Here is a 22,748-nt window from a genome sequence, read left to right on the forward strand (position 1 = left end):
GCCCGGCGGCGGCCGGCCCGGCGCGGCCCGGTCGATGCGCACCGCACGGTGCGGGAGCTGCTCCGGCACGGCGGGGAGCCGGTCCGGCCGCGCCAGCACGCCCGGGCCGAGCGGCCACGCCGGGTGGTGCTGCTCGTGGACGTGAGCGGCTCGATGGCGCCGTACGCGGACGCGTTGCTGCGGTTCGCGCACGCGGCGGTGCGGGGTGCTCGGGCGGAGGCCTTCACCGTCGGCACCCGGCTGACCCGGGTCACGCGGGAGCTGGCGCACCGCGATCCGGAGGTGGCGATGGCCTCGGTCGCGCAGGTGGTGCCGGACTGGCGCGGGGGTACTCGGCTGGGTGAGCTGCTGCGGGAGTTCCTGGACCGCTGGGGACAGCGCGGCATGGCCCGGGGCGCGGTGGTGGTGGTGTTGTCGGACGGCTGGGAGCGGGGCGATCCGCGGCTGCTGGCGGCGCAGATGCGGCGGTTGCACCGCCTGGCGTACCGGGTGGTGTGGGCCAATCCGCTGAAGGCGCGGCCCGGCTACGCGCCGCTGGCGGCCGGTATGGCGGCGGCACTGCCCAGTGTGGACGCGTTCGTGGAAGGACACAGTCTGGCCGCGCTGGAACATCTGGCGGCGGTGGTGAGAGGAGCGGAGCGTGCGTGAGATTCTGCCGGTGCTCGGCGCGTGGTACGCGGCGGGCGCGCCGTTCGGCCTGGCCACGGTCGTCGGCCGCAGCCGCAGCGCACCGCGCGATCCGGGCGCCTCGATGGCGGTGGGCCCGGACGACGAGGTCGTTGGCAGTGTGTCCGGCGGCTGCGTGGAGGGCGCGGTGTTCGAGTTGGCCCAGGACGTCGTCGCGAGCGGCGAGGCCCGGCTGGAGACGTTCGGGTACAGCGACGAGGACGCGTTCGCGGTGGGCCTGACCTGCGGCGGCGAGATCACGGTGCTGGTACGGCCGGTGACACCGGAACGGGATCCGGCGTTCGGCGCGGTCGCGGAATCGGTCGCCGCGGGCGACCCGGTGACCGTGGCGACCGTGACCGACGGTCCGGCACCCCGTGGGGCGGCGCTCGCGGTGTGGCCCGACCGGGTGTCCGGGACGCTGGGCTCGGCGGGCCTGGACGCGGCGGTGAGTGCCGACGCACGCGGTGAGCTCGCCCTCGGCGCCACGGGCGTGCGGCACTACGGGCCGCACGGTGAGCGGCGGGAGGACGCCGTGTCGGTGTTCCTGCATTCCTTCGCGCCCCCGCCGCGCATGCTGGTGTTCGGCGCGATCGACTACGCCGCCGCCGTGGCCCGCATCGGCGACTTCCTGGGCTACCGGGTCACGGTGTGCGACGCCCGCCCGGTCTTCGCCACGCCGAAGCGGTTCCCGCCGGGCGCGGAGGTGGTCGTGGACTGGCCGCACCGCTATCTGCGGGCCACGGACACCGACGACCGCACGGTGGTCTGCGTCCTCACCCACGACCCCAAGTTCGACGTCCCCCTGCTGCAGGAGGCGCTGCGCCGGCCCGCGGCGTACATCGGGGCGATGGGCAGCCGCCGTACCGGCGCGGACCGGACGAAGCGGCTGGTGGAGGCGGGGCTGACCGAGCGGGAGCTGGCCCGGCTGCGCTCTCCGCTCGGCCTGGACCTGGGGGCCCGTACGCCCGAGGAGGTGGCGGTGTCCGTCGCCGCCGAGATCGTCGCCCTGCGCTGGGGCGGCAGCGGGGCACCGCTGACGGCCACGGCGGGGGCCATCCACCCCGCGACCGACGCCCGCTGAGGAGGAACAGATGGAGCTGCATCACGAGTTCACCGTGCCGGTGCCCCTCGACGACGCCTGGCAGGCGCTCCTCGACATCGAGCGGGTGGCACCGTGCCTGCCGGGGGCGAGTGTGGAGGAGTTCGACGGCAAGACGGTGACCGGCTCGGTGAAGGTGAAGGTGGGCCCGGTCACCGTCACCTACAAGGGCACCGCGGTCTTCGAGGAACAGGATGAGCAGGCGCGGCGCCTGGTGCTGGCCGCGAACGGCCGGGAGACCCGGGGTCAGGGCACTGCGCGGGCCAGGGTCACCGCCGCGCTCACCGAGGACGGCGGGGCGACCACCGTTTCGGTGCGTACCGATCTGACGGTGACGGGGCGGCCGGCGCAGTTCGGGCGCGGCGTGCTGGCGGAGGTGGGCGACCGGCTGGTGGCGCAGTTCGCGAGCTGCCTGGCCGAACGCATCGCCGCGCCCGGCGAGACCGCCACCACGGCGGCCGGCGGGGTGCCGTCGCCGGCCACAGCGGCGGCACCGTCCCCGTCGGCCGCGGCGGACGAGCCGATCGACCTGTTCCGCACGGCCGGTGTCCCGATCGCCAAGCGGGCCGCGATGGTGGCGGCGGCCGTGGCGGCGGCGGTCTGGGCCGCGTTGCGGATTCGGCGGTGGGCGCGGCACTGAGCGACCGGGACCGTCGGGCACTCACTCCTTCAGCGGTTCCCACCACGACCGGTGGTCGCGGTACCACGCGACGGTCTCCGCGAGACCGGTCGTGAAGTCCCGTTGCGGCCGGTAGCCGAGTTCGCGGCGGGCCTTGCCCCAGTCGACGGCGTAGCGGAGGTCGTGACCCTTGCGGTCGGAGACGTGCTCGACCATGTCCCAGCCGGCGCCACAGGCCGTGAGCAGCAGTCCGGTCAGGTCGAGGTTGGTCAGTTCGGTTCCGCCGCCGATGTTGTAGACCTCCCCCGCGCGGCCCCGGGCGCGCACCAGCTCGACGCCGAGGCAGTGGTCCTCGACGTGCAGCCAGTCGCGGACGTTGCGTCCGTCGCCGTAGAGCGGCACCGGGCGGCCGTCGAGGAGGTGGGTGACGAACAGTGGCACGACCTTCTCGGGGAACTGGTACGGGCCGTAGTTGTTGGAGCACCGTGTGACGCGGACGTCCAGGCCGTGGGTCCGGTGCGCGGCCAGGACGAGCAGGTCTGCGCAGGCCTTGGAGGCGGCGTAGGGCGAGGTGGGCCGCAGCGGTGCCTCCTCGGCGCACGCACCGGCCGGGACGGAACCGTAGACCTCGTCGGTGGAGACGTGCACGAACGGTTCCGTGCCGTGGCGCAGCGCCGCCTCAAGGAGCGTGTGGGTGCCGAGCACGTTGGTGCGGACGAAGCCGGCCGCGCCCTCGATGGAGCGGTCCACGTGGGACTCGGCCGCGAAGTGCACCACCTGGTCCGCCTCGGCGACCAGCTTGTCGACCAGGCCCTCGTCACAGATGTCGCCCTGCACGAACCGCAGCCGCGGACCGGCGGGCGGGAGGTTGTCGAGGCTTCCGGCGTAGGTCAGCCGGTCCAGCACGGTGATGTACGGCGGCTCCTCCCGGGCGAGCAGGGTGCGGACGTAGGTCGAGCCGACGAAACCGGCGGCTCCCGTGACGAGCAGGTGCATGATGCGGCGAGCCTACGTCGGCGCCGCGGACCGCCGGGTGCGGGGTCGCCGGGTCCGCTGGTCAGTCCTCGCCCCGCACGATGTTCCCCTCGCTCCCGGCAGGCGACGTGGGCGGACCGTCGGGGCTCTCCACGGCGGGCATCCAGGTGCGCAGTGCCTGCTGTCGGCGCAGCCGCCGGGCTCTGGCCCAGCCGGTCTCGGGGCGGCGGGTCCGGTGGGACTCCTTGCTCTGCGGGATCACGGTGCCTCATCTTCCTTCTGCGTCGGCGTCCCTCGTCGGGTATCCCCGGGTACGGCGGCTCAAACGGGGTGCGGGAGGTGTCCCTGGTGCTGCCGGGACCGCCGTTGCCGGAGCGCCGGCTCGGGCTCCGGCGAGGTCGCGGCGCCGGGTTCCGGAGACGGCCGCTGTCCGGCGGCGGGCTCACGCCCTGCTGCTCGGTGACTCACCGGTCCAGTGGCTCAGTGGCCCAGCGAGATCTCGCTCCACACCTGCTTGCCGCCGCTGACCGGAACCGTCCCCCATGTGTCGGACACGGCTTCGACCAGGAGGATCCCGCGGCCTCCGGTGGCTTCCCAGCCGATGCTGGTCGGTTTGACGGGACTGCGCGGGGAGGCGTCGGCGACGGCGACGCGCAGCCGGTGGTTGACCAGGGTGAGGTCGAGGCGGACCCGCCCGTCGGTGTGGACGAGCCCGTTGGTGACGAGTTCGGAGACGACCAGCAGGGCGGAGTCCTGGTCCGGCTCGGGTACGCCCCAGGCGCGCAGGGTGCGCCGGGTGAAGCGGCGGGCCTGGCCCACGGCCTGCGGCACCCGCCACACCGTCCAGCTCTCGCGCAGCGGGCGGGAGGCCATGCCGTCGTAGCGCAGCAGGAGCAGGGCCACGTCGTCGTTGCGCTGGGCGCTGCCGAGCAGGGCGTCGGCGACCGGGCCGAGGTCGGCGGGGTCGGCGGCGCCGAGATCGTCGGCGAAGCGGGCGAGGCCCTCGTCGATGTCGGCCTCGACGGACTCCACCAGACCGTCGGTGGTCAGCGCGAGGACGGCGCCGGGGCGCAGGGCCAGCGGGCCGAGCGGGAACTCGGCCTGCCGCAGCACGCCGAGAGGCGGACCTCCGTCGCTCTCGACGATCTCGGTGCGGCCGTCGGGATGGCGCAGCACCGGCGGCGGATGCCCGGCCCGCACACACCAGGCGGACCCCTCCTCCATGTCGACGTCGACGTAGCAGCAGGTGGCGAAGAGGTCGGTCTCCAGGTCGGACAGGAGGCGGTTGGCGTGCGCGACGACCACGTCGGGCGGGTGGCCCTCGGCAGCGTAGGCCCGCAGCGCGGTGCGCATCTGGCCCATGAGGGTGGCGGCCGCCGTGCTGTGCCCCTGGACGTCGCCGATGACGAGGGCGACATGGTTCTCGGGCAGCGGGATGACGTCGTACCAGTCGCCGCCGACCTCCAGGCCCGCCGTGGCCGGCAGGTAGCGGGCCACGGCGACCGCTCCGGGCAGTTTCGGCAGACGGCGCGGGAGGAGCTGGCGCTGGAGCATGGTCACCAGTTCGTGCTCGGCGTCGAAGGCGTGGGCGCGCATCAGTGCCTGCCCGGCGAGGCCGGCGGACGCGGTGAGCAGGGCCCGCTCGTCGGTGCCGAAGTCGTGCGGGGCGTCCCAGCCGATGAGGCAGGCCCCGGCCATGCGTCCGTCGGCGGGCAGCGGCAGCACGGCGAGCCCGCCGGGGCCCACCTCGGCGAGGGCGGGCTCCAGCGCGGTGCCGGCCGGCCAGATCTGGGCGCGGCCCTCGCGCAGCGCTGCGGCGAGCGTCGGCATGGTGCGCACGGGCGCGTCGGGCCACTCGGCACGCCACTCCATCCGCCACAGCTCCGGCCAGCCCTCGGGCTCCGGCGGGTCGAGGACGGTGACGACGAGACGGTCGCCCTCCAGCTCGGCCAGCGCGATCCGGTCGGCGCGCAGTGGGCGGCGCAGAGCGGTCACGACGGCCTGGCTGACGTCGCGGACGGTGCCGGCCGTGGACAGGGCGGCGGCCAGGCGCTGCACGCGGGCCACATCGGTGACGTCCGAGCGGAGGGTGGAGGCGTCGGCGACGCTGCCCACCAGGCGGGCAGAACGGTCCCCTCCGCCGGGCAGAAGCCGACCGTGCAGCCGGAGCCAGCGGGGCGGGCCATCGGGTTGCAGGACGCGGAACTCCAGCTCGCGGTCGCCGAGGGACATGTGGTCGGCCTCGACGACGGACATCAGCGAGGGCAGGTCCTCGGGCACGGTGCGGGCGAGCAGTGTCTCCACCTTGCCGTCGAACTCCTCCCGCCGCAGGCCGAACAGGCGGAGGATGTCGTCGCCCACGTCGATCCGGCCGCTGTCCATGGCGAGGGAGAAGGAGTCGGCGGCCGGCTCCCCGCGGGTCTCGGGTTCGCCCGCGGCGGGACAGACGACGGACCGGGCGATCAGCTCCAGGCAGCTGCGCTCGTCGGCGTCGAAGCCGCCCGGACCCTCGCGCACGGCGAGCAGGCAGCCGTCGCCCGCGCGTACGGGCAGAACGGCCAGCGAGAACTCCTGCGCCTGCGCCCCACGGGACCGGGGGCCCGGGTCCTGCTCGCCGGGACCGAGCCACACCGGGCGGGTGTCGCGGTGCGCCAGGGCGGCAGGGGAGGCACCGGACACGGGGTAGCTCTCCGGCAGCCCGTACAGGGTCCGGGGCAGGCCGGCCGATTCCACCAGGCGCAGCAGTTCGCCGCCCTCGCCGGGGGCGTACAGGGCGACCAGGGATGCGTCCGCGAAGACGAGCGCCAGTTCCAGGACGCGATGCACCCGTTCGGGTGAGTCGGCATCGGCCATGACCGTTTCGAGAGCGGCCTCGGCGCGCAGCCCCCGCGTTCTGCGCCCCCCTGCTCCCTCACTGACCACCTCCGTATTACAGCGCTTATGGGACGCCCGCGCAGCCCCTGCGAGCGTTCGGCGCGGTTCCCCGGGGCGCGACTGGTCCAAAGGGTGATCTGCGACGGTCCGGAGGGCAGATCGCCGCGGCGCGTGGAGAAGCACACGCAGGTCCCTGCGCCTTTGCCCACCGGCTGGGCGGGTGCGCCTCCCCGGTGCGGGACGCGGCCCGGCCCGCACCGTGTGGGCGACGGGCGCAGCGCGACGCCCGAGGGGGAGTCACAGGCGGCGTCGCGCTGCTGCTTCGAGGGGGTGCGGGGGATGGGAGGTACGGGGGGATGTGGGGGGAGGATGCGAGGGGGTGCCCGGGATTCCGGGAGCGGTGGGGCGCGGGGCGAGTGGTCCGGCCCTCCCGCCGGAGGGCCGGACCTCCGCGACCGGCCGGAAGCGCGGGACCGGATCAGTGGGTCTCGACCAGATCGGAACCGCTCTCGTCGTCGGCTCCGGCACCGGACCCGTCACCGGTCTCGGCGCGGCCCGCGCCCTGCCCCTGCTTGCGGCCCTGTCCTTGTCCTTGGCCCTGACCCGCGCCCTGTCCTTGGCCCTGACCCGCGCCCTGCCCTTGGCCCTGACCCGCGCCCTGTCCTTGTACCTGTCCCTGGCCCTCGGCCTGGCCTCCGGCGCCGAGTGTCGCGCCGGTCGCCTGCAGGGCCGTGGTGACCGGCTGGAAGAACGTCTCGCCGCCGGAGGTGCAGTCCCCGCTGCCGCCGGAGGTCAGGCCGACGGCAAGGCCGTCCTGGGTGAACAGCGAGCCGCCGCTGTCGCCGGGCTCGGCGCACACGTTCGTCTGGATGAGGCCGGTGACGGTGCCCTCGGGATAGTTGACGGTGGCGTCGAGGCCGAGAACCTGACCGTTGTTCAGGCCGGTGGTGCTGCCCATCCGGAAGACCTGCTGGCCGACGGTGGCGTCGGCCGCCCGGCTGATCCCGACGGTCCGTCCACCGCCGATGTTCACCTCGCTCGCCGCCGGGGTCGCCGGGTCGTCGTACTTCACCAGCGCGAAGTCACCGTTGCCGGGGAAGACGGCCTGATCGACGGTGGCGATCGGCTGCCCGTTCGCGGAGTCGGACCACTGCCGGGCGGCGACACCGCAGTGACCTGCCGTCAGGAACGCGGGCGACCCGTCGGACGCGGTGACGTTGAAGCCCAGGGAACAGCGGGCGCCACCACCGAAGATGGCATCACCGCCGGAGACGAACGTCTTGAAGGCACCCGCGGACCGCTTCAGCGTCGCCATGTCCGAACCGAGGCTCCGCACGGTGGACTCGAGTCTGTTCCACTTCGCGCCGGTGACCGTGCTGTCGGCGGTGACGAGGATCTTGTCGGTGCGCGGGTCCACGGCCCAGGCGGTGCCCGGCATGGTGGCCCTGCTCCTCAAGGTCCGTGCCGCGGACTTGAGTTCGGCGAGGCTGTTGTCGACCTCGCGGACGTCCGCCCCCGCCTTCTGCGCCTGCACGACGACGTCGTTGTTGTCGCCCGGAACGACGTTGACGACGAGTTGCTGCCGGACGGCGTCGTAGTACGAGCCGGCGAAGGTGTCGCCGAGCAGGTTCGCCAGCTGCGCGGCGAGTTCCGAGGCGTCTGCGGACTTCAGCGTCCTGGGCGCGGCGGAGGCGGCGGAGCCGCCGTCCTGGGAGGCGTGGGCGCTGGGCAGCAGGATCGCGGCCGCACCGAGTGCGGCCGCACCGCCCACCGCCATCGCGGCTTTGCGCTTCGGGATTCGCTTGTGACTCAACTTCTGTACCTCCTGCGGAACGCGGTCCGTACTGCCGGCCGGCAGCCGGTGTTCGGCGGCGCCTGGATGGCTGGAGGTACGCACGGGCCGGGCGGGGCGTTCACACCCGGTTCGGCGGACGGCGTGCCGGGAGCCGTTTCGGCCAGGAGGCGGGCGGTGCGGCCAACCGCGGGGAACAATCGCCCATATGACGATGACCACCGCTGAAGCCGACAAGATCCTCGCCGACAGCCTCGCCCCGTGGGTGCTCGATCCGGGGCTGTCCGTCCAAGCCGTGGCCGCCGACCGGGCGTTGCTGCGTCTGCCCTGGTCGGAACGGCCGGCCCGGGAGGGTGGGGCACTGTAGGGGCAGGCCCTGATGGCCGCCGCCGACACGCCGACCGTGATCGCCGTTTGGCGCGGCGCGGGGTGTCTTCGTGCCGATGACGACCGTTCGGCAGTCCACGTCGTTCCAGCGCGCGGTCCCGGGTTCGGATGTCCTGATCCAGGCGGTCCTGACGGAGCCGGGCCGGCGGACAGCCTTCGCCGGCATCGCGCTCACCGGCGAGGCGTCGGGTGCACTCGCGGCGCACGCGAGCACGGTCTACGCCTTGTTGGGCCGAGCGGCCGGGCGCGGCCACCGTCGTGCGGGTCGGACCCGACGGGTACGGCCCGCAACGTGGCAGCGGATCCCGCCGGGCTCGCGCATCGCCAGGGGCGGCGCGGGAGCGGTGTCCCGGCGATCCCGACAGCGGTACGCGGTCGGATCAGCCGGGTCTGGGCGCCCTCGGAACATCGGCCCCGGGGCATCGGTCCTCGGGGCATCGCCGCAAGGGTCAGCGCCTGCGCCGGTGTCGCTCCGTCAGGGCCGGCTTCGTGCCGCGCCACCCGGTGGACAGGTTCCCCGGGGTGCGGCGGGCTCGGCGGAGGCGGGCCCGGACGGGCCGGTCGGGCCGCTTTTCGCCCCGCCGGCGGGGCCCATGATTCCGGGGGTCGGACGGGCGGCCCCACTCCGCCCGGCCGACCCCCGGTGCGAGATCGCCCGGCACCCGTGAAATGGGCTCGCACTCCCCATCTGCGAGCCTCGCAATGGTCACGGGAACCACGCGACCCCGGTCTCAGAACGCGAAGACGCTGTATCCGTAGGCGTTCTTCACGCATTCGTTGGGGAAGGTGCGCTCGTAGGCGACGCGCCGTCCCTCCCAGACGCCCTCGGCGGTGACGACGACGGGGTTGTACTCCTTGGTGCACATCACGTCGCCCCGGCTCTCCAGAGCACCGAGGTCTCCGTTCACGGCGCGCAGTTCGGCGCAGGCCATGGCGGGGACGGGATGGGTGCCCACCGACGTCGGCGCGCAGGAGAGGGTCACCGCGCGCGCCGGGTTGACGTATGCGGCGTTCTCGCCGTGACCGAAGGTGAGCACCAGGGCGGACGGGGCGTAGAGGGAGTCGGGCGCGGCCAGGGCGGCCTGGGCGAGGGGCCAGCAGGCGGCTGTGGCCGCGAGGCCTAGGGTCGCTGCCCAGCGCGCGGTGTAACGCATTGTGTGCATCCTTCCGCTCGATAGTCGGGGCGCCGACCGCGGCCCGGTGGGCGCCACGGCGGCGAGCGCGAGTCTGCCGAGTCCGCCGCCGAAACACACATCGACCCCACGGGTTTCAGTAACCTTGCGTATTTAATCAGTGGCGCGAAGTCACGGAATTCGAACGGCTCGACCCCGGAACCAGGCCTTCGCGGGGGTGCCAGACCGGCCGTATGGCCGGTTTCCATGCGCTCGTTAATCGTCCGGAAACATTCCGTTTCCGCTCTCGGCGGACTCCTTCGCAGCCCCTTGTGTTCATGCGCGAGCGGAGTAATCGTCATTACATGATTACGGCAGAGCAACGTGAGAAGCTGCGCGGCTGGTTCGCGGGCCGGCTGCCGGACGACCTGTTCGAAGAACTCACCGAGGTCACGGTCGACCGCGAAGAGATCACCGTGGTCGGTCGCATCTCCGGGCCGCAGCTGCGGACACAGGCGACCGCGGCCGAGCGGGCGGCGGCGGTCGAGGGCCGGGTGCAGGAGTTCCGTGAGCGCACCAGGGAGGCCCGCATCGCGGTGGCCCGGGACGCCGAGCACCGTTTCGGCCGCAAGGTCTCCTGGGGAGTGGAGTGCGACGGTGAACGCGCATTGTTCACGCATGTGGCGGCGCCCGTGATGACCCGGCTGCGGCAACCGGAGCGCCAGGTGCTGGACACCCTGATCGCCGGCGGCGTGGCCCGCAGCCGCAGCGACGCCCTGGCCTGGTGCGTCCGCCTGGTCCAGCGCCACACCGACGACTGGCTGACCGAGCTGCGGGAGTCCCTGGAGCACGTGCAGCGGGTGCGGGCGCAGGGTCCGGACACCGCGTCGCAGGACACAGCGACCGGCGAGGAGTGAGTACGGGCGGCCGGCCCGGCCGGGCCCGCACCCGCGGCTGCGCCCGTCCCGGCCGGCTGCACCCCCACGGATGCCCACAGGCGTCGCCGGCGCCGTCTTCCGGCCCCGACCGACCGGCCCTACCGGTCGGTATGGTGCGGGTGCGGCGCGGACTCGACGACGAGAGGCGGTACGGCGATGACCGGGCACTGGGCGGACTTCCAGTACGAGATCTACCTGAACGGGATGACGGGTGCCGTACCCCGGCTGCCCACCGACCTGACGCGCCTGGAGGAGGTCACCGAGCGGCGGCTGGGCCCGGGCCCGTTCGGCTATGTGGCGGGCAGCGCGGGTGACGGCAGCACGGCCCGTGCCAACCGGGCCGCCCTGGACCGCCGCCGGATCGTGCCGCGCATGCTGCGGGACGTGCACGGACGCGACCTGTCGGTCGAGTTGCTGGGCCGTCGGCTGCCCGCTCCACTGGCACTGGCACCGGTCGGCGTGCTGTCGATCATGCATCCGGGGGCGGAGAGCGCGGCCGCCCGGGCTGCCGCCGCGCGCGGGGTGCCCTACATCCTCTCCTCCGCCTCCAGCACGCCCATGGAGCAGGTGGCGGAGGCGATGGGGGACGCCGAACGCTGGTTCCAGCTCTACTGGCCCAAGGACCCGGAGGTGACCCGCAGCTTCCTGGGCCGGGCGCGGGCGAGCGGCTACTCCGTCCTCGTCGTCACCCTCGACACTCCGCTGCTGTCCTGGCGTCCGCGCGACCTGGACCAGGCCTACCTCCCGTTCCTGCACGGGGTGGGCACGGCCAACTACTTCACGGACCCGGCCTTCCGGTCGGGCCTGGCCAAACCGGTGGCCGAGGACCCGAACGCGGCCGTCATGCACTTCGTCGGCATGTTCGCCGACCCCGCGAAGACCTGGCCGGACCTGGCGTTCCTGCGGGAGCACTGGGACGGCCCGATCGTCCTGAAGGGCATCCTGCACCCGGACGACGCCCGGCGCGCCGCCGACGCCGGAATGGACGGGGTGGTCGTGTCCAACCACGGCGGCCGGCAGCTGGCCGGGGCGGTCGCCGCGGCCGACGCCCTGCCACACGTGGCGCGGGCGGTCGGCGACCGGCTCGCGGTGCTGTTCGACAGCGGCATCCACACCGGCGCCGACGTCTTCAAGGCGCTCGCCCTCGGCGCCCGGGCGGTCCTGCTGGGGCGGCCGTACGCGTACGGGCTGGGTCTGGACGGGCAGGCCGGGGTCGACCACGTCATCCGCTGCCTGCTCGCCGAGTTCGACCTCACCCTGGCGCTGTCCGGGCACGCCGGCCCGGCCGGCCTCGGCGCGTCCGACCTCGCCGGGGAACCGGCCTGACCGGCGCGGCCCGCTACGAGTCCGCCGGCGCGTCGGTCAGCCAGGTTTGCGCGGAGGAGCCGTCGCGAACCTTGACGACGACATCGGCACCGGCGTCACCGGTGGTGGTGGCGAGCGCGAGCGCGTCGTCCCAGCGGGGCAGGAACTCGCCCCGTGCGGTGCGGTCGTAGCGGATGTCGTCGGCGCGCGCGTCGGCTCGGTCGGCGCACCGGCCGAGGATGACGACCCCGGCGTCGGCGTGCGAGTCGAGGCACAGCTGCGGATCGGCCGCGCTCCGCAGCAGCCCGTCACTCTCGTACGACCACTGCTGGGTCACCGCCGACGAGCACAGCGCCAGTTGCGTGGCCGCGCCCGCATCGGCCCGGCCGCGGACGTCGAGGCAGAGGTCGGCGGCGGCGTTGCGCAGCCGGGTCTGCCGGGAGGCGGGGGGCGGGGTGGAGACGGGCGGGGCCAGGGTTCCCGCGCCGGTTCCGTTGCCGCCGGTGACGGTGGTGGAGGCCGCCGGGTCGGCGCCGCTGCCCTGGCCCGTCCACATTCCGGCGATGAGCAGGGAGGTGAGCACCCCGGCGGAGGCGAGGCCGACACCGGTGAGCAGGACGCGCGGCGAGCTGGGGGTACGGGGGACGCGGCGGCCGGATACCGGGATGCGGTCCAGGAGCCGACGGCGCGTACCGTCCGGCGGCCCGCCCCGGTGCCGGGCGGTGCCCCGCCGGGTGGACTGCGGCCGGTCCCGCTCCGGCCGGGAGTCGAGGTAGCGGCGGGCGCCCCAGCCGAGCACCGCCTCGGCGAGCAGTTCCCCCAACCGGCCTTCGAACCGGCCCAGTTGCTCGGCGGCGAAGCGGCAGTGTCGGCACTGGTCCAGGTGCTGTTGCACGTCGGGCAGCAGGTCCTTGCCGCGACGGATGGGGACGTCGAGAAGCCGGTTGTAGAAACGGCAGTCCTTGCTCGGCGCGCGTTCCCTATGGGCGCTGACGCAGCCTTCGCGGAGTTTTTCCCGTGCCTGTTCGAGGAGTGACCCGGCGGTGTCGGCATCCGTGCCCAGCAACGCGGCAGGGACCGATATGGGTTCACCTTCGACCTCGGTATGCCACAACAGGCACTGGAAGCGAGCGGGAAGGGCCGCGAATGCCTCTTCGGTCAACTTCCGATTTTCGGATGTCATGTACTTGGCGGCACGCATACCCCGTCCGCCGGCGGGTTTGAGCAACTGCGGCAGAACTTCGGTTATTCGGTCGGTGGCGGCCCATCGGCGCACGACGTCGCGCACGGCCACCAGCAGGCGGGGGCGCAGTGCGGCGCCGGGGTCACCCAGGGTGAGGCGGTCGAAGACCTGCTGGAAGGCGGCGGCGGTGGCCATGGCGGCGACGTCGGCCGACGAGGCGAGGCAGATGGCGGCATAGGTGTGCACGGGCCGCCAATGACGCGCAATGAGCAGGCCGGTGGACTGGGCCACCTCGTCGTCGGTCCCGCCGCGCATCCGGACGGCGAGCGACTCGTCGGATTCCTCCGGGCCTCCACCCGGAGGCGGATACACGGGGTGGTGCAAGTGGGGGGTTGGCACGAGCAGTTTCCTTTTGGTGCGTACCTTTTGGCGCGGGGTGCGAGGCGAATGCGCAGCGTCGCACACCCCACTCGTACACAACAAGACGCCCGGGCAACTTCCGGCCCGTTGAAAGAAAGTCAGAAAGACGCGCCAACTCCCACCGTTCGCACGGGCATTCGTTTGTCCATGCGCCCCGTGTGAATCGCGCGCACGCACCGGCGGGACGCGCACGCTCCCGCTGCCGGGCGGCACGTAGTGCACTGGAACCGGCCCTTCCTCGGAGGCCCCGCGCAGGACGGCGGCACTCCTGCGCGAAACGGCCGCCGGCCTTGTTCCTCCCGCCCTCGGTCGGCGGCCCGGAGGGGCTCTCCCCGCACCCCGGTGCCGGGCCGGTGACGGCTCCCTCCCCCGCAGCCCGGTGTCAGATCTGCCAGGAACGCAACCGGTCCGCGGCACCGTAGACGTCCGCCTTGCCGGACATCAGATCGCGGGCGAGGTCGACGAGTGCGCCGTAGGGCGGGTCGATACCGGCGCCGCTGACGTACATGTAGGCCACGGCGGTGGCGCAGGCGAAACGGGCGTTGGCCGAGGGCAGCGGCTTGAGCAGGGCGAGGGTGTGCAGCAGCGCGGCGGCGCGCCAGGCCGGGTCGGAGTCCACGCCGAGGCGGGGCGGGTCGACCCGGTGTCTGGCCACGGCGGCGACCAGGGCGGAGAAATCGTTGATGGTGGGCTGTTCCGGCAGCACTTCCTCGTGGCGCTGGAGCAGCCAGGGGACGTCGATGTGGAGGACGGGCGGCATCGGTCAGCCGACCCGCCCCGCGGCCTGGGCGGACGGCTCGTCGTCGGGGAAGGCGGCGGCGAACTCGTCGGCGTGCGAGGCGAAGAACTGGCGGAAGGCCTCCGCACCCTCCTGGAGCGCGCGGTGGCGGGCGATGTCGGCGGCGGCGGCCTCACGCACCAGCGCCTTCATCGACGTACCGCGCTCCTTGGCGATCGCCCGGAGGTCCTCCAGTTCACGATCACTGAACTCCACATTCAGAGCTGGCATGCTCTCACGGTACCGTGCGGGTACTTGGCCGTAAATACCGGCAGGTCAGCAAGGCGTGGCGACGGTACCGGCGGACGACAGCACCCGTGTGGGGGCACCCGGCCGGAGATCACCGCCCTGGACGGCGGCCCGCCCGGACGCCGGCCCGTGTGCGGCGCCCACCGGGGGAAGCCTCCCTGCCCGCCCTCCCGCGCCGCGAAGCGCGACCGGCCGAGGGCGGCGGGACCGGCCCCCGGTCGTACCCGCGGAGCCCGCTCCGGGGCCGTCCCAGGGCCCCGACCAGCGGGCCCGTCGCGGCTCGGCACCGCCCGCCCGGCCCGCCACGAGCCCGGGTTCCCGTCCGTGCGGCCCGCGGACGCACTACTCTGGAGCCCACGTGCAACATCTGTTCACTGTGAGTGTGCGCGATGGAGTGGCGCCGATGAGCCCGGACGACCCGTTCGACGATGCCGCGACGGCACGGGCTGTGGTCGCCGAGGACGGCACCCTGACCGGCTGGAGCACCGGCGCGCACCGCCTGCTCGGCTGGACCGCGGACGACGTCGTCGGGCGCCCCGCCACCCGGCTGGTCTCCTCGGGGCCGTCGGGCCCCGCCCGCGAGGGGACGGGGACGCGTTGGAGCGGGACGCTGGAGCTGCGCCACCGCGACGGCCACACCGTGCCGCTGTGGCTGCTCGCCCACCACGTCGCCGCGCAGGGCGACCGCCCGGGCCACTGGCTGCTCATCGCGCCGCTGGACCCCGGCCCCCCCGACGACCCCGACGACCCGCTGGCCGTGGCGGGGCTGATGCAGTCGCCCTGCGCCGTCGCCGTGTACGACGAGCGCCTGAGGCTGCGGCGGATGAACGACGCCATGGCCACGGTGGCCGGGCTGCCGGGGGACCGCCTGCGGGGGCTGACCCCGGCCGAGATCGGCGGGACACGGCAGAGCGAGGAGATCCAGCAGCATCTGCGCGAGGTCCTGGACACCGGCCGGGCGAAGGACGTGGAAGCCTACGGGCGTGCCGGCGGTGAGCCACTGGCGCACGCCTGGCTGGCCCGGATGGCGCCGGTACGGGACGCCGAAGGCCGGGTGCGGGGTGTGAGCCTGGCGGTGCACGACTTCACCGAGCACCACCTGGCCCGCGAGCGGCTCCAGCTGGTCAACGAGGCCAGCGTGCGCATCGGCACCACCCTCGATGTCACCCGTACCGCCCAGGAGCTGGCCGACGTCTGCGTGCCCGCCCTCGCCGACCTCGTCAGCGTCGACCTGCTGGACGTGGGCGGCCCGTCCGTCGAGCCCCCGGCGGCGCTCACCGCGCCCATCGCGCTGCGCCGCGTCGCCCACCGGTCGGTGACCCCGGGCACGCCCGAGGCGGCGGCCGAACCCGGCGACGTCCAGGACTACCCGTTGGGATCCCCGCAGGCCGACTCGCTCGTCCAGGGCCGCAGCATCATCGCCTCGGCCTCCGCGGGCACACTGCAACCGTGGCTGGCCTGGGACCCGGAGCGCAGCATGCGGGCGAAGAAACACGGCGTCCACACCACGATGTCCGTGCCGATCCGGGCGCGCGGCACCACCCTCGGGGTGGCGGTCCTCACCCGGTTCCGGCGGCCGGACCCGTTCACGCCCGACGACATGCTGCTGGCGCAGGAGGTGACCGCCCGGGCCGCCGTGTGCATCGACAACGCGCGCCGCTACTCCCGTGAGCGCGACACCGCTCTGGCCCTCCAGCGCAGCCTGCTGCCGCCCGGCCTGCCCCGCACCGCCGCCGTGCAGGCGGCGTCCCGCTACCTCCCGGCGGCACGCTCCGGGGTGGGTGGCGACTGGTTCGACGTGATCCCCTTGTCGGGGATGCGTGTCGCCATGGTGGTCGGGGACGTCGTCGGCGAGGGCGTGCAGGCCTCGGCGACGATGGGCCGGCTGCGCACAGCCGTGCGCACGCTCGCCGACATCGACCTGGCCCCCGACGAACTGCTCACCCACCTCGACGACCTGGTGGTGCGGCTGTCGGAGGAGGCCGGAGACCAGGGCAGCCCCGGAGAGGTGGGCGCCACCTGCCTGTACGCGGTGTACGACCCGGTGTCGCGGCGCTTCACCGTCGCCCGCGCCGGGCACGCCCCGCCCGTGCTGTTCCCGCCGGGCGGCCGGCCCCATCGGGTGACGGTGCCGGCCGGTCCCCCGCTGGGCGTGGGCGGGCTGCCCTTCGAGAACACCGAGCTGCACGTCCCCGAGGGCAGTGTGCTGGCCTTCTACACGGACGGTCTCATCGAGGCCGGCGAACGGGACGCGGACACGGGATTCCGCGGGCTGTGCGATGCGCTCGCGGGCGGCGCGGGCCTCCTGGAGGAGGCCTGTGACCGGATCCTGCACGCGCTGCTGCCGGCGGGCGGTGCCGCCGACGACGTGGCGCTGCTGCTGGCCCGTACCCAGGGACTGCCCGCCTCCCAGGTGGCCACCTGGGACATCCCGGCCGATCCCTCGCTGGTCGCCCCGATCCGCAAGCAGGTGGTGGAGCAGTTGGAGACCTGGCAGCTCCTGGAGGCGTCCTTCACCGCCGAGCTCGTGGTGAGCGAGCTGGTCACCAACGCCATCCGGTACGGCGCCCAGCCCATCCGCCTGCGCCTCATCCACGACGCATCGACGCTGATCTGCGAGGTCTCCGACACCAGCCACACCGCGCCGCACCTGCGCAGGGCGAAGACCTGGGACGAGGGAGGCCGGGGACTGCTGCTGGTCGCCCAGCTGACCCAGCGCTGGGGCAGCCGGCACACCGCCGACGGCAAGACGATCTGGGCCGAACTGGCCCTCCTGGAGGAGCGGTAGCCGCGGTGCGGCGTTCCCGGCGGCCGGACGCGGCCACGCGTCCGCTGGCGGCGGGGCCCGAGCGCATCGGCGCCCTGCCACGGGGCAGACGTCGGGTATGTCTCACTCGAAGCGTTCGATGCGTTCGATGACCGCGTTCGCGAGCGCCTGCGCCGTGCCCGCGCTGCTGTGCGGCTGCGGCGGCGGTGGGGCCGGCTCGGGAACTGCGGGCCCACCCGCAAAGACCGCCTCCGGCACGACGGCGGGAACGCCGGCGACGGCGGGTGCGGCGAGCAGCCCGCTGCCGGCGCCGGGCTCGCCCGGCACCCGGCAGCCCCCCACCGGCACCACCACCCGGAACGCCGGCAGCGGCAGCCGCTGCCACACGTCCGAGCTGAGCGCGTCCGTCGGCCGCAACGACCCCGGTGCCGGGCAGGAGAACTTCCCCGTGGTGCTCACCAACGCCTCGTCCCGGACCTGCACGGTGTACGGATTCCCGGGCGCCGCCTTCGTCGACGCAGGCGGGCACCAGCTGGGCCCCGATCCGCTGCGGGAGACGGGCTCCGTCCCGCGCACGGTGACCCTGGCGCCGGGCGGCAGTGCCTGGGCCGGGCTGCGGTACTCCAACCCGCAGATCAGCGGGGCGCGCACCGCGACACCGGCGGCGCTGCTGGTCACGCCGCCCGATGAGCGGAAGCCGCTGAAGGTGCCGTGGACGGCCGGGGAGGTGCCGGTCGGCGGGAACACGTCCTCGGTGTTCCTGGCCACGTTCCGCCCGGGCACCGGTCCCTGAGGGTGCAGGTCTCCCCCCGGGCCGCTCTCAGCGGCTGCGTCCGCCGGCTCGGTGGCCGTCGTCTCCGTAGCCGTCCGGCCGGCTGCCGCGGCCGGAGTCCGGGCAGGAGTACGCATGCTCGGCACATTCGCCGGCGGCTGGGGACCGGGGTGTCCGAGGGGGCGCCGTCCACGTCCGAGGGGGCACCGTCCGGGCCGCGGAGCGGGACGGCCGCGGGGGCGCGGGGGTCGCGGCGAACGGGCCGGCCGAGTCGGAGGCGGCGTCCCAGTTGACGGCCTTCATCTGCGGGTCGGGGGCGGAGGCGCCGATCACCCAGCGCTGGGCGGTGTCCTGCGCGCGCAGTTTCAGGACCAGGGCGCCGGAGCCGTTGGTGGCGGCGGGGGCCAGGGCGAGGTTCTGGTTCCCGCGGGGTATGAGGTTGCCCTGGACGGTGAAGTCGTAGCGGACGTCCGTGCCGCCGGGCTGGGTGGCGTCCACGCACGGCGCCAGGCGCACCGAGTAGCCGAGGTGGGAGTCGAGGCAGAGGCCGGGCGCGGCGACGTTGCGCAACAGGCCGTCCGGCTCGTACGACCACCGCTGCGCCGCCGCCGGGGAGCAGACGGCGAGGCGGGTCTCGGCACCCGGTACGGCCTTGCCGCCGGCGACGTCGACGCACAGCCCCGAGCCCAGGGTGTGCAGTTGCCCGGTGAGCGTCTCACCGCCCGGCTCGCGGGCGTTGATTCCGGAGGGGCCCGAGGAGGCTCCGCCCGTGCCCGGGGTCCTGGTGGGCGTGCCGGCCGCGGTGCCGTCGCCGGGGCCGTCCGGGCCGGTCGCCCACAGCGCCAGCGGCAGGACGATCAGGCCGGTGACGGTCAGCACGGCCAGCGCCAGATTGCGCCGCCGTACCGCCCGCGCCCGGTGCATCGCCCTGCGGGCCGCGGCCCGGGAACCGCCCGGCCCGGTCTGCGTGCCGCGCGCAGCGGCCGGCCGCCTCCCCCGCGGGGGCCGCGGTCCCGGGACGCGAGCCGCGGCGGAGTGGCCGCGCCCTGCCCTGCGGAACGAGGCCGCGAAGGCGCCCCCGGCACGCGAGGGCGCACCGGGGGCGTCGGGCCCGGCAGGGGGCGCAAGCGGGTCGGGGTCCCCGGGGACCACTCCCCCGGGGCCGCCCGTGGAGGTGCCGTCGGCCCGGACACTGCCTGGGCGGTCGGCCCCCGCGCCGACGACTCCGAGGCCCCGCGGGGCACCGGCCCCGCGCGCGTGCACGGCGTCATGAGGGTCGCCGGGGGCGGGGGCGTCTCCGGCCGAGGGGTCGGCCTGCGGCACGCCGACGGCCCGAAGGAGGTCTCCCGCGGCGGCCCTGTCCGGTTGCGGTGCCTGCCCGTCCGGGTGGGCGGCCGCTTCCTCCGCCCTGGCCGCGACGTAGTCGCGGGCCGCCCAGCCCAGGACGGCCTCCGCCAGGGCCGAGCCCAGTTCGCCCCCGAACTGGGCGAGTTGGTCGGCGGTGTGCCGGCAGTGGCGGCAGCGGTCGAGATGGCGGCGCAGGTCGGGGTCGGTCACCGTGCGGCTGCGGCGGTAGGAGGCGTCGAGGAGACGCAGGTAGTGCCGGCACTCCTCGCCCGGCGCCGACTCCCGGTGGACCTGGAGCACCTCGGCGCGAAGACGCTCTCGGGCGCGGCGCACCTCGACGGCCACGTCCCCCTCCTCCAGACCCAGCAGCACGGCCGGCACCGCGGGTGGTTCGGCCTCGACCTCGGTGTGCCACAGGACGCAGCGGGCGGTTTGCGGCAACCGCAGGAAGGCGCGGGAGAGCGTACGGCGGTGGGCCGGCGGCAGCAGCAGCCGGGCGGCGGCGCGTTCCACGGAGTGGTCGGGGGTGCGCAGCGCGGGGTGGAGGAGTTCGCGGCGACCGTCGGTGTCCCACTCGGCTGCGATGCGGCGCACGGTGACCAGCAGGTGGGGCCGCCATGCGGAACTGGGCCCGTCCTGCCGCAGGGCCTCCCCGAACAGCCGGGTGAAGGCGGCGGTGGTGAGCATGCCCGCGGCCCGTCCGTCCTCGGTGCACAGCCGGGCGTAGGCGAAGGCGGCGGCCCAGTGCCGGTCGAGGAGTTCACCGACGGGGTGGAGGGCGGGCGTGGCACCGGTCCACTGCTTCAGCCGTGCGCTCAACTGGGCGTCGGTCTCCTCGCCCGTGTCGGCGAAGGGTCCGGGCGTCGGGGAATTCGGCGGGCCGGCGGTGTTCACGGCGGTATTCCTCCGAGGGCATGCGGCACGAAGTCGTACCAAGGGGTTTCGCGATCCTGTCGATGACGGCACCGCACGGGATACGGCATCTCGGCCGTCCGCCTGAGGCTGCTCCGGTGAAGCGTGGGGCGTGGACGGGAGCGGCCTCGCACTCGCGGGGACAGGCACATCGTTGTCTGCGCGCCGACAGCGGACACCTTGGCACAGGCCGGGGACGGGGAACAAGGGATCTTGCGGAATTGCACATTGTGCGACCTCCCGCGCAATTCGACAGTTCGTCAATGGCGCATTGCGGCACGGAATGCCGCGGGGTTCCGCCCCGGCACCCCGGGCCCCGAACCGGACGGCTCGATGCCGGAGAGGCAGGCGGGAGCGCAGCCGGCGGCGCCACCCCGTACCGCCGTCCGGCGCCGCGGCTCGCGGACGGCCCCGCGCGGGAGGGGGCTGAGCGGGACTCAGTGCCCGCGGACCGGATGCGACACAGGGCCCCTGGAGCGCCCCGCCGAGGGCGCCGGTGGTGCCGCGCGGGGTGCCCGGCTCCCCGCACACAGCACCCGCACGCTCTCGTCCGGGGCGACGTCCGATCTCGCGACGGCGGTCGGCTGGACACCGCCGGGAGACGACCGGCGCCTTCCTCGCCGCTTGCGGGCAGGTTCCTCTGCGCCGAGCGGCGAGGAGGTCAGGCTGGCGGGCGTCTCCGTCGCGCGGGCGCAGGGCGGCGTGGGGGGCGGGTCTGCACGAGGGGGCTCACGGTACTTCTGCGACGGCGTTCGCCGCCCCACCGCGCTATCGCCGCGCGACCAGGTCCAGTGCCCGTTCCCAGTCGAACGGCGGCCGCACGCCCCGTTCGTCGGGCTCGCCGGAATAGCGGTCCCCGAAGCGGACGCCCATCGCGCGCAGCCGGGTCAGGCTCTCGCGGTAGGCGGGGTGGTTGGCGAGGGCGTCGGCCACGCACGGCAGGGCGGCGACGGGGACCCCGAGACCGCAGGCCTCGCACAGCGTCGCCACGGCCAGGGTGTCGGCCAGGCCCTGCGCCCACTTGTTGACGGTGTTGAAGGTGGCGGGTGCCACCACGACGGCGTCGGGGGGCGGGAAGGGCCGCGGGTCACCGGGGCGGCGCCAGGCCGACCGGACGGGGCGGCCGGTGAGCGCCTCGGCCCCGGCGGTGTCGAAGAAGCCGCCCATGGCGGTGGGGGTGGCGAAGACACCGGCCTCCCAGCCGCGTTCGTGCGCGGCGGTGATCAGCTCGCCGACACCGGCGGCGGCACCGGCCGCGCAGACGACGACGTAGAGAAAGGGTCTCGCCGCGCGTTCGGTCCGTTCGGTCACCCGCCGCACCCTACTCAGGCGGGAGCACGTGGCCCTTCTCGGCCTCGGGCCGCGGTCCGTGGATGCGGCGCTCGCCCTCCTCGATGGGCACGTCGTTGATGCTGGCCTCGCGGCGGGTCATCAGCCCGTGTGCGTCGAACTCCCACAGTTCGTTGCCGTAGGCGCGCCACCACCGGCCGTCGGTGTCGAGGCACTCGTACTGGAAGCGGACCGCGATGCGGTTGCCGTCGAAGGCCCACAGGTCCTTGCGCAGGGCGTACTCGCGCTCGCGTGCCCACTTCGCGCTCAGGAAGGCGACGATCTCGGCGCGCCCGGTGAGGAAGGTGTCGCGGTTGCGCCAGACGGAGTCCTCGGAGTAGGCGAGCGCGACCCGCTGCGGGTCACGGGTGTTCCACGCGTCCTCGGCGGCCTGGACCTTCTGTGCGGCGGTCGTGGGGGTGAAGGGCGGGAGGGGAGGGCGGTCGGCCATGAGGTGCTCCTGACTGGGGGCGGCGCGGGCAACGGGACGGTCGGACAGGACGGGAAAGCTGGAGAACGCGCGTTCTCCGTCTGGTCGCTAACATAGGAGAACGCTGGTTCTCAGGTCAAGGGAGTGTGGTCCATGGACGGCTCGGACGCCCGCGAGCGGGCTCTGGACGCCGCCGAGCGGCTGTTCTACGCGCGCGGGGTGAAATCGGTCGGCATGGACGACATCCGCGCCGCCTCGGGAGTCTCGCTCAAGCGGCTCTACCAGGTGTTCCCGGCGAAGGAGCAGCTGGTGGAGGCGTATCTGGAGCGACGCGACGTGCGGTGGCGGGGGCGGCTCGCCGCGCACGTGGACCGCCACGCGGAGCCGCGGGAGCGCGTCCTGTCGGTCTACGACTGGCTGCGGGAGTGGTGCGGCGAGGACGGCTTCCGCGGGTGCGCGTGGATCAACGCCTACGGCGAGCTGGGCGCCACGTCGGAGGCCGTGGCGGCGCAGGTGCGGGCCCACAAGGAGGCCTTCCGCGGCTACCTCGGCGCTCTGGTGGAGGATGCCGGACTGCCCGCCGCGCTGACCGGGCCGCTGTTCCTGCTCGCCGAGGGCGCCATGGTCACGGCGGGCATCACCGGCAGTGCCGAACCGGCCGCGGAGGCGCGGGAGGCCGCGTGGGTGCTGCTGACCCGGGGCCGCTGAGGTCGCGCGGGTCTCCCACCGGGACCGGGGACGCCCCGGCGGCCATCGACCGGGCCGACCTCGTCGTCGACGGCATCGTCGGG

19 protein-coding genes and 1 pseudogene are annotated in these 22,748 nt (G+C 74.4%); 9 read left to right on the forward strand and 11 right to left on the reverse strand.

From position 1 onward, the window contains the following. The 3 genes from I3F54_RS30455 to I3F54_RS30465 form a co-directional block, all read left to right on the forward strand. Window positions 1-648: VWA domain-containing protein (locus tag I3F54_RS30455; RefSeq protein WP_240122155.1), on the forward strand; the 648-nt coding region annotated here is incomplete at its 5' end. After that, window positions 641-1,750 (forward strand): XdhC family protein, encoded by a 1,110-nt coding sequence (locus I3F54_RS30460; RefSeq protein ID WP_240122156.1) that lies wholly within the window; start codon window positions 641-643, stop codon window positions 1,748-1,750. The genes I3F54_RS30455 and I3F54_RS30460, both read left to right, overlap by 8 nt. Before the next feature lie 10 nt (window positions 1,751-1,760). Beyond that, complete coding sequence (locus I3F54_RS30465) at window positions 1,761-2,408, forward strand: SRPBCC family protein (protein ID WP_240122157.1); 648 nt, start codon at window positions 1,761-1,763, stop codon at window positions 2,406-2,408. A gap of 21 nt (window positions 2,409-2,429) precedes the next feature. Here the strand turns inward: I3F54_RS30465 and rfbB are convergent, their stop codons facing one another. The 4 genes from rfbB to I3F54_RS30485 form a co-directional block, all read right to left on the reverse strand. Continuing rightward, window positions 2,430-3,383 carry a dTDP-glucose 4,6-dehydratase gene (gene rfbB, locus I3F54_RS30470; RefSeq protein ID WP_240122158.1) on the reverse strand — a complete coding sequence of 318 codons (954 nt, stop codon included), beginning with the start codon at window positions 3,381-3,383 and terminating at the stop codon, window positions 2,430-2,432. Between the two features lie 61 nt (window positions 3,384-3,444). Continuing rightward, a complete protein-coding gene (locus tag I3F54_RS30475) occupies window positions 3,445-3,624 on the reverse strand; it encodes a hypothetical protein (RefSeq protein WP_240122159.1) in 180 nt (59 codons plus the stop codon). Window positions 3,625-3,842: 218 nt separating this feature from the next. Continuing rightward, a complete protein-coding gene (locus I3F54_RS30480) occupies window positions 3,843-6,284 on the reverse strand; it encodes a SpoIIE family protein phosphatase (protein ID WP_240122160.1) in 2,442 nt (813 codons plus the stop codon). A 430-nt stretch (window positions 6,285-6,714) separates the two neighbouring features. Next, on the reverse strand, window positions 6,715-8,049 hold the full coding sequence (locus I3F54_RS30485) for a S1 family peptidase (RefSeq protein ID WP_240122161.1): 1,335 nt from the start codon (window positions 8,047-8,049) through the stop codon (window positions 6,715-6,717). 187 nt (window positions 8,050-8,236) lie between these two features. On the opposite strand from I3F54_RS30485, the pseudogene I3F54_RS30490 reads away from it, so the two are divergent. Next, window positions 8,237-8,648 (forward strand): annotated as a pseudogene (locus I3F54_RS30490) (PaaI family thioesterase); the annotation flags it as partial. Between the two features lie 498 nt (window positions 8,649-9,146). Here the strand turns inward: I3F54_RS30490 and I3F54_RS30495 are convergent. Then, on the reverse strand, window positions 9,147-9,569 hold the full coding sequence (locus I3F54_RS30495; RefSeq protein WP_240122162.1) for a subtilase-type protease inhibitor: 423 nt from the start codon (window positions 9,567-9,569) through the stop codon (window positions 9,147-9,149). A gap of 323 nt (window positions 9,570-9,892) precedes the next feature. Here I3F54_RS30495 and I3F54_RS30500 point away from each other — a divergent pair, with 323 nt between their 5' ends. Next, window positions 9,893-10,444, forward strand: a complete 552-nt coding sequence (locus tag I3F54_RS30500) for a hypothetical protein (protein ID WP_240122163.1) — start codon at window positions 9,893-9,895, stop codon at window positions 10,442-10,444. A 177-nt stretch (window positions 10,445-10,621) separates the two neighbouring features. Continuing rightward, the gene (locus tag I3F54_RS30505; protein WP_240122164.1) at window positions 10,622-11,791 is read left to right on the forward strand and encodes a lactate 2-monooxygenase; all 1,170 of its coding nucleotides are present in this window, start codon (window positions 10,622-10,624) and stop codon (window positions 11,789-11,791) included. A gap of 13 nt (window positions 11,792-11,804) precedes the next feature. Here the strand turns inward: I3F54_RS30505 and I3F54_RS30510 are convergent, their stop codons facing one another. The 3 genes from I3F54_RS30510 to I3F54_RS30520 all read right to left on the reverse strand — a co-directional run bounded on the left by I3F54_RS30510 (window position 11,805) and on the right by I3F54_RS30520 (window position 14,382). Then, window positions 11,805-13,352 carry a ricin-type beta-trefoil lectin domain protein gene (locus tag I3F54_RS30510; protein ID WP_240122165.1) on the reverse strand — a complete coding sequence of 516 codons (1,548 nt, stop codon included), beginning with the start codon at window positions 13,350-13,352 and terminating at the stop codon, window positions 11,805-11,807. A 403-nt stretch (window positions 13,353-13,755) separates the two neighbouring features. Next, a complete protein-coding gene (locus tag I3F54_RS30515; RefSeq protein WP_205380893.1) occupies window positions 13,756-14,133 on the reverse strand; it encodes a toxin Doc in 378 nt (125 codons plus the stop codon). A gap of 3 nt (window positions 14,134-14,136) precedes the next feature. Next, window positions 14,137-14,382, reverse strand: coding sequence for a hypothetical protein (locus I3F54_RS30520; RefSeq protein WP_240122166.1), 246 nt, complete (start codon window positions 14,380-14,382; stop codon window positions 14,137-14,139). Between the two features lie 421 nt (window positions 14,383-14,803). On the opposite strand from I3F54_RS30520, the gene I3F54_RS30525 reads away from it, so the two are divergent. Further along, entirely contained in the window at window positions 14,804-17,188 is a 2,385-nt protein-coding gene (locus tag I3F54_RS30525) for a SpoIIE family protein phosphatase (RefSeq protein ID WP_240122167.1), read from the forward strand. 97 nt (window positions 17,189-17,285) lie between these two features. After that, window positions 17,286-17,960, forward strand: a complete 675-nt coding sequence (locus I3F54_RS30530) for a DUF4232 domain-containing protein (protein ID WP_240122168.1) — start codon at window positions 17,286-17,288, stop codon at window positions 17,958-17,960. Between the two features lie 27 nt (window positions 17,961-17,987). On the opposite strand, the gene I3F54_RS30535 is transcribed toward I3F54_RS30530, so the two are convergent. From I3F54_RS30535 to I3F54_RS30545, 3 genes are all read right to left on the reverse strand, one after another. Beyond that, a complete protein-coding gene (locus tag I3F54_RS30535) occupies window positions 17,988-20,180 on the reverse strand; it encodes an RICIN domain-containing protein (RefSeq protein ID WP_240122169.1) in 2,193 nt (730 codons plus the stop codon). A gap of 786 nt (window positions 20,181-20,966) precedes the next feature. Beyond that, a complete protein-coding gene (locus tag I3F54_RS30540) occupies window positions 20,967-21,509 on the reverse strand; it encodes a flavoprotein (RefSeq protein WP_240122170.1) in 543 nt (180 codons plus the stop codon). Between the two features lie 10 nt (window positions 21,510-21,519). Continuing rightward, a complete protein-coding gene (locus tag I3F54_RS30545) occupies window positions 21,520-21,978 on the reverse strand; it encodes a nuclear transport factor 2 family protein (RefSeq protein WP_240122171.1) in 459 nt (152 codons plus the stop codon). Window positions 21,979-22,110: 132 nt separating this feature from the next. Between I3F54_RS30545 and I3F54_RS30550 the strand changes: the two genes are divergently transcribed. After that, window positions 22,111-22,665: a TetR/AcrR family transcriptional regulator gene (locus tag I3F54_RS30550; RefSeq protein ID WP_240122172.1), complete on the forward strand. Its 555-nt coding sequence runs from the start codon at window positions 22,111-22,113 to the stop codon at window positions 22,663-22,665. Window positions 22,666-22,748 lie beyond the last annotated feature (83 nt).

Source organism: Streptomyces sp. MUM 2J (assembly GCF_022414535.1).
Lineage (GTDB): Bacteria > Actinomycetota > Actinomycetes > Streptomycetales > Streptomycetaceae > Streptomyces.

What these genes read in the sequence shown, in the direction of transcription:
- I3F54_RS30465 (WP_240122157.1), top strand. Translation starts at nt 1,761, where the DNA reads ATGGAGCTGCATCACGAGTTCACCGTGCCGGTGCCCCTCGACGACGCC.
- rfbB (WP_240122158.1), bottom strand. Translation starts at nt 3,383, where the DNA reads ATGCACCTGCTCGTCACGGGAGCCGCCGGTTTCGTCGGCTCGACCTAC.
- I3F54_RS30495 (WP_240122162.1), bottom strand. Translation starts at nt 9,569, where the DNA reads ATGCGTTACACCGCGCGCTGGGCAGCGACCCTAGGCCTCGCGGCCACA.
- I3F54_RS30500 (WP_240122163.1), top strand. Translation starts at nt 9,893, where the DNA reads ATGATTACGGCAGAGCAACGTGAGAAGCTGCGCGGCTGGTTCGCGGGC.
- I3F54_RS30505 (WP_240122164.1), top strand. Translation starts at nt 10,622, where the DNA reads ATGACCGGGCACTGGGCGGACTTCCAGTACGAGATCTACCTGAACGGG.
- I3F54_RS30515 (WP_205380893.1), bottom strand. Translation starts at nt 14,133, where the DNA reads ATGCCGCCCGTCCTCCACATCGACGTCCCCTGGCTGCTCCAGCGCCAC.
- I3F54_RS30520 (WP_240122166.1), bottom strand. Translation starts at nt 14,382, where the DNA reads ATGCCAGCTCTGAATGTGGAGTTCAGTGATCGTGAACTGGAGGACCTC.
- I3F54_RS30525 (WP_240122167.1), top strand. Translation starts at nt 14,804, where the DNA reads ATGAGCCCGGACGACCCGTTCGACGATGCCGCGACGGCACGGGCTGTG.
- I3F54_RS30530 (WP_240122168.1), top strand. Translation starts at nt 17,286, where the DNA reads ATGTCTCACTCGAAGCGTTCGATGCGTTCGATGACCGCGTTCGCGAGC.
- I3F54_RS30545 (WP_240122171.1), bottom strand. Translation starts at nt 21,978, where the DNA reads ATGGCCGACCGCCCTCCCCTCCCGCCCTTCACCCCCACGACCGCCGCA.
- I3F54_RS30550 (WP_240122172.1), top strand. Translation starts at nt 22,111, where the DNA reads ATGGACGGCTCGGACGCCCGCGAGCGGGCTCTGGACGCCGCCGAGCGG.